We start from the raw sequence: 4,734 nt of genomic DNA, 5'->3' as shown, positions 1-4,734 counted from the left end.
TGTCCCCGCGAGGCTCTCTGGGGTGGGGGGCGAGTACCCGGCGTGGGCGCCCCTCGGGGGTGGCCGGGGCACCCCGCGCGGGGTCGAGCGGGCCCCCGGGGCCGGGGTGCCGCGCTCGACGAGGTGACGATCAGACGTTGAAGCCGAGGGAGCGGAGCTGGTCACGCCCCTCGTCGGTGATCTTGTCCGGGCCCCACGGCGGGAGCCACACCCAGTTGATCCGGATGTCGTCGACCAGTCCGCCGCCGGGACCGGTGGTCAGCGCCTGCCGGGCCTGGTCCTCGATCACGTCGGTGAGCGGGCAGGCCGCCGAGGTCAGCGTCATGTCCAGGGTGGCGACGTTGTCGTCGCCGACGTGCACGCCGTACACCAGGCCGAGGTCGACCACGTTGATGCCCAGCTCGGGGTCGACGACGTCCTTCATCGCCTCCTCGATGTCGGCGACGGCGGCCTTGCCGCCGGCCGCCGGCGCGGTGCCGTCCGTCGCGGCCGGCTCACCGGTCTCCGGCGTCGCCGCCGTGGCAGTGTCCTCGCTCATGCCTTCACCTCCGTCGGGCTCGCGCCCACACCGGCGCGTGCCGCGGCGTCCTTGAACGCCATCCACGGCAACAGCGCGCACTTGACCCGGGCGGGATAGCGGGCGACACCCGCGAACGCGACCCCGTCACCGAGTACGTCCTCGTCCGGCGTGACCTGGCCACGGCCGGACATCAACTCCAGGAAAGCCTCGTGCACCTCGAACGCCTCGCCGGCGCCCCGGCCGGTGAGCAGCTCGTGCAGCACGCTCGCCGAGGCCTGGCTGATCGAGCAGCCCATGCCGTCGTACGAGACGTCGTGCAACACCTCGCCGTCGGTGGTCACCCGGACGGTCACCTCGTCCCCGCAGGTCGGGTTGACGTGGTGCGCCTCAGCGACCCGGTCCGCCGGGTCGTCGGCGTCCCGCAGGCCGCGGCCGTGCGGGTGCTTGTAGTGGTCCAGGATGATCTCCTGGTAGAGCTGGTCGAGCTGCATCAGTCGAACACCTTTCGCACCTGCTCCAGGCCCGCCACCAGGGCGTCGATCTCCTCGGTGGTGGTGTAGAGGTAGAACGACGCGCGGGTCGTGGCCGGCACCCCGAACCGGACGCAGACCGGGCGGGCGCAGTGGTGGCCCACCCGCACCTGCACGCCGAGGGAGTCCAGCACCTGCCCCACGTCGTGCGGGTGGATGTCACCCAGCGCGAAGGAGATCGTGCCACCCCGGCCGACCGGCACCGACGGACCGAAGATCCGCAGGCCGGGCACCGAGGCGAGGGCGTCCAGGGCGTACGCGGTCAGCTGCTTCTCGTGCCACTGGACGGCCCGCATGCCGATGCCGGTCAGGTAGTCCACGGCCGCGCCGAGCGCCACGGCCTCGGCGATCGGCGGGGTGCCCGCCTCGAACCGCGCCGGCGGCGCGGCGAACGTGGAGCCCGCCATCGACACCGTCTCGATCATCGAACCGCCGCCGAACACCGGCGGCATGGCCGCGAGCAGCTCGGCCCGGCCCCAGAGCACGCCGATGCCGGTGGGCGCGCACATCTTGTGCCCGGTGAAGACGATGAAGTCCGCATCGTAGTCCACCACGTCCATCGGCATGTGCGGCACCGACTGCGAGCAGTCGAGCAGCAGCAGCGCCCCCACCTCGCGGACCCGCGCGGTGATCCGGGACGTGGCGTTGACGGTGCCGAGGATGTTGGACATGTGCACCAGCGAGACGATCTTCGTCCGTTCGGTGACCAGGTCCTCCAGGCCCGACTCGTCCAGCCGCCCGGCGTCGGTGACCGGGAACCAGCGCAGGGTCGCGCCGGTCCGCTCGGCCAGCAGCTGCCACGGCACGATGTTCGAGTGGTGCTCCATCTCGGAGATCACGATCTCGTCGCCGGGGCCCAGCTTGAACCGCGGGTCACCGTCCGGCCGCAGCGTGGCGTTCGAGAAGGCGTACGCGACGATGTTGATCGCCTCGGTGGAGTTCTTCGTGAACACCACCTCGTCGACGCTCGGCGCGTTGATGAACGCCGCGACCTTGGCCCGCGCGCCCTCGTACGCCTCGGTCGCCTCGGTGCCCAGGGTGTGCACCGAGCGCGACACGTTGGCGTTGTGCCGGGCGTAGTGCTCGGCGAGCACGTCGAGCACCTGGCGCGGCTTGTGCGACGTGTTGGCGCTGTCCAGGTAGACCAGTCGGTGCCCGTTGACCTCCCGGTCGAGGATCGGGAAGTCGGCGCGCACCGTCGCCACGTCGTACCGGGGCACGTCGTCGTACTGCGGCATGCCCGCCGGGATCGCGATCGAGGTCACGGTCGATCAGGCCTTCGCCGAACCGGCCCCGGCGGCGTAGCGCTCGTAGCCCTCGGCCTCGAGCTTGTCGGCCAGCTCCGGCCCGCCCTGCTCGACGATCCGGCCGGCGACGAAGACGTGCACGAAGTCCGGCTTGATGTAGCGCAGGATCCGCGTGTAGTGGGTGATCAGCAGCACGCCGGTGTCGCCGGTGTCCCGGACCCGGTTGACGCCCTCGCTGACCACGCGCAGCGCGTCCACGTCGAGGCCGGAGTCGGTCTCGTCGAGGATGGCGATCTTCGGCTTGAGCAGCTCCAGCTGCACGATCTCGTGCCGCTTCTTCTCACCGCCGGAGAAGCCCTCGTTGACGTTGCGCTGGGCGAACGCCGGGTCCATCTGGAGGCGCTCCATGGCGCCGCGCAGCTCGCCGCCCCAGGTGCGCAGCTTCGGCGCCTCGCCGTCGATGGCGGTCTTGGCGGTACGCAGGAAGTTGGCCACCGAGACGCCGGGGACCTCGACCGGGTACTGCATGGCCAGGAAGAGACCGGCGCGGGCCCGCTCGTCGACGGACATGGCCAGCACGTCCTCGCCGTCGAGGGTCACCGAGCCGCCGGTGATCTCGTACCGGGGGTGACCGGCGATCGAGTACGCCAGGGTGGACTTGCCGGAGCCGTTGGGGCCCATGATGGCGTGGGTCTCGCCCGACTTGACCGTCAGGTTTACCCCGTCAAGGATCGGCTTGAGCTCACCCTCGGGCAGCTTGACCGACACCTTCAGGTCGCGGATCTCCAGGGTGCTCATTATCGGGTCACTCCATTGCTCGGCGTCAGGCTGACGTAGATGTCGCCGTCGCGGACTTCGACGGGGTAGACGGGAACAGGTTCGGTGGCGGGCAGCCCGGTCGGCTCGCCGGTCCTCAGGTCGAAACGGGAACCGTGCAGCCAGCATTCCAGCGTGCAACCGTCGACCTCCCCCTCGGAGAGGGCGACCGCGGCGTGCGAGCACTCGTCGTACACGGCGTGGAACGAGCCGTCCTCGGCGTGCACCAGGGCGATCTGCGTGCCGTCGACGTCCGCGCTGATCGCGGTGCCCTTCGGCACGTCCTCGGTCGAGCAGATCCTGATCATCAGGCGCCCGCCTTGGCCAGCCGGGCCTCGATCGCGTCCCCCAGGCGCTCGCGCAGGGACTCCACCGGGATCTTGTTGATCAGCTCGGCGAAGAAGCCGCGCACCACCAGGCGCCGGGCCTCGCTCTCCGGGATGCCCCGGGCCATCAGGTAGAAGAGCTGCTCGTCGTCGAAGCGACCGGTCGCGCTCGCGTGGCCGGCGCCGGCGATCTCGCCGGTCTCGATCTCGAGGTTGGGTACGGAGTCCGCCCGCGCGCCGTCGCTGAGCAGCAGGTTCCGGTTGATCTCGTACGTGTCGGTGCCGGTCGCCTCGGCCCGGATGAGCACGTCGCCCACCCAGACGGTGTGCGCGTCGGCGCCCTGCAGGGCACCGCGGTAGCCGACGTAGCTGCGGCAGTCCGGCACGTTGTGGTCGACCAGCTGGCGGTGCTCCAGGTGCTGCCCGCCGTCGGCGAAGTAGACGCCGTACAGCTCGGCCTCGCCGCCCCGCCCGGTGTACTCCACCGAGGTGTACTGCCGGACCAGGTCGCCGCCCAGGCTGACCTGGATGTGGATGGCCTTGGCGTCCCGACCCAGCCGCACCCTGAGGTGCTGGGCCTGGACCGCGTCGGCGGCCCAGTCGGCGACGGTGACCAGGGTCAGCTTCGCGCCGTCGGCCACCGACACCTCGACGTTGTCGGCCAGGGTCGCCGAGCCGACGTGCTCCAGCACCAGGGTCACCTCGGCGAACCGGCCCACCTCGACGAAGGTGTGCCCGAAGGCGAGCCCCTCGGCGCCGTCACCGGCCACCCGCAGGGTCACCGGCTCCGCCACCACGGCGTCCCGCGCCACCTCGACCAGCAGGGCCTGCTCGACACCGCCGTACGCCAGCGCGCTGACCCGGTCGACCGGGGTGAGCACGCTGCCCACCCGCGGGTCGTCCTTGCCGATCCGCGCGACGGTGACGCCCGCGGGCAGGTCGCCGTACTCGTGCCGGACCGTGCCGGTGGCGGCCTGCGCCCCACCGACCAGCCCGCGCAGACGCTTGAGCGGGGTGAAACGCCACTCCTCCTCCAGGCCCGTCAGGGCCGGGAAGTCGGCGACGTCGTACGAGCGGAGCGCCTGCGTCTTGGTGCTGGGCGGCGCGGAAGCCTGGGTAGTCATCTCTTCCTTGGTCTGTTCTGCAACGACGACGGTGTCTGGTGCTCGGAGCGGCGGGGCGGGGGGGGCGGGCCCCCCCCCCGGGCGGGGGGGGGGGGCCCCCCCCCCCCCCCCACAACCCCCCCCCCCCCCCCGTGTGGGCCCGGGGGGTCCCCCACGGGCGCGCCGTTGCGG

At 71.8% G+C, this 4,734-nt stretch carries 6 protein-coding genes; all 6 read right to left on the bottom strand.

Annotated features, from left to right (window positions below; translation table 11 throughout):
• Window positions 1-130 precede the first annotated feature (130 nt).
• From ACIBR0_RS16680 to sufD, 6 genes are read right to left on the bottom strand one after another with little or no spacing between them, the layout of a single operon-like run.
• Window positions 131-538, bottom strand: a complete 408-nt coding sequence (locus tag ACIBR0_RS16680; protein WP_396716436.1) for a metal-sulfur cluster assembly factor — start codon at window positions 536-538, stop codon at window positions 131-133.
• Window positions 535-1,011: a Fe-S cluster assembly sulfur transfer protein SufU gene (gene sufU, locus ACIBR0_RS16675; RefSeq protein WP_357038966.1), complete on the bottom strand. Its 477-nt coding sequence runs from the start codon at window positions 1,009-1,011 to the stop codon at window positions 535-537. Before sufU ends, ACIBR0_RS16680 begins: the two co-directional genes overlap by 4 nt.
• Window positions 1,011-2,315: a cysteine desulfurase gene (locus ACIBR0_RS16670; protein ID WP_396716434.1), complete on the bottom strand. Its 1,305-nt coding sequence runs from the start codon at window positions 2,313-2,315 to the stop codon at window positions 1,011-1,013. Before ACIBR0_RS16670 ends, sufU begins: the two co-directional genes overlap by 1 nt.
• A 6-nt stretch (window positions 2,316-2,321) precedes the next feature.
• A complete protein-coding gene (sufC, locus tag ACIBR0_RS16665) occupies window positions 2,322-3,095 on the bottom strand; it encodes a Fe-S cluster assembly ATPase SufC (protein WP_357038972.1) in 774 nt (257 codons plus the stop codon).
• Window positions 3,095-3,421 (bottom strand): non-heme iron oxygenase ferredoxin subunit, encoded by a 327-nt coding sequence (locus ACIBR0_RS16660; protein WP_396716432.1) that lies wholly within the window; start codon window positions 3,419-3,421, stop codon window positions 3,095-3,097. The genes sufC and ACIBR0_RS16660 overlap by 1 nt, the downstream gene beginning before the upstream one ends.
• Window positions 3,421-4,563, bottom strand: coding sequence for a Fe-S cluster assembly protein SufD (sufD, locus tag ACIBR0_RS16655; protein WP_396716430.1), 1,143 nt, complete (start codon window positions 4,561-4,563; stop codon window positions 3,421-3,423). The genes ACIBR0_RS16660 and sufD overlap by 1 nt, the downstream gene beginning before the upstream one ends.
• Between the last annotated feature and the right edge of the window lie 171 nt (window positions 4,564-4,734).

Source organism: Micromonospora sp. NPDC049497, assembly GCF_044465805.1.
In the GTDB taxonomy this organism is placed as follows: domain Bacteria; phylum Actinomycetota; class Actinomycetes; order Mycobacteriales; family Micromonosporaceae; genus Micromonospora.
Note: the sequence above shows the minus strand (reverse complement) of the source record. Positions and strands in the feature narration are given on the sequence as shown.

Coding starts and splice junctions, on each gene's coding strand:
- ACIBR0_RS16680 (WP_396716436.1), bottom strand. CDS start 538: ATGAGCGAGGACACTGCCACGGCGGCGACGCCGGAGACCGGTGAGCCG.
- sufU (WP_357038966.1), bottom strand. CDS start 1,011: ATGCAGCTCGACCAGCTCTACCAGGAGATCATCCTGGACCACTACAAG.
- sufC (WP_357038972.1), bottom strand. CDS start 3,095: ATGAGCACCCTGGAGATCCGCGACCTGAAGGTGTCGGTCAAGCTGCCC.
- ACIBR0_RS16660 (WP_396716432.1), bottom strand. CDS start 3,421: ATGATCAGGATCTGCTCGACCGAGGACGTGCCGAAGGGCACCGCGATC.
- sufD (WP_396716430.1), bottom strand. CDS start 4,563: ATGACTACCCAGGCTTCCGCGCCGCCCAGCACCAAGACGCAGGCGCTC.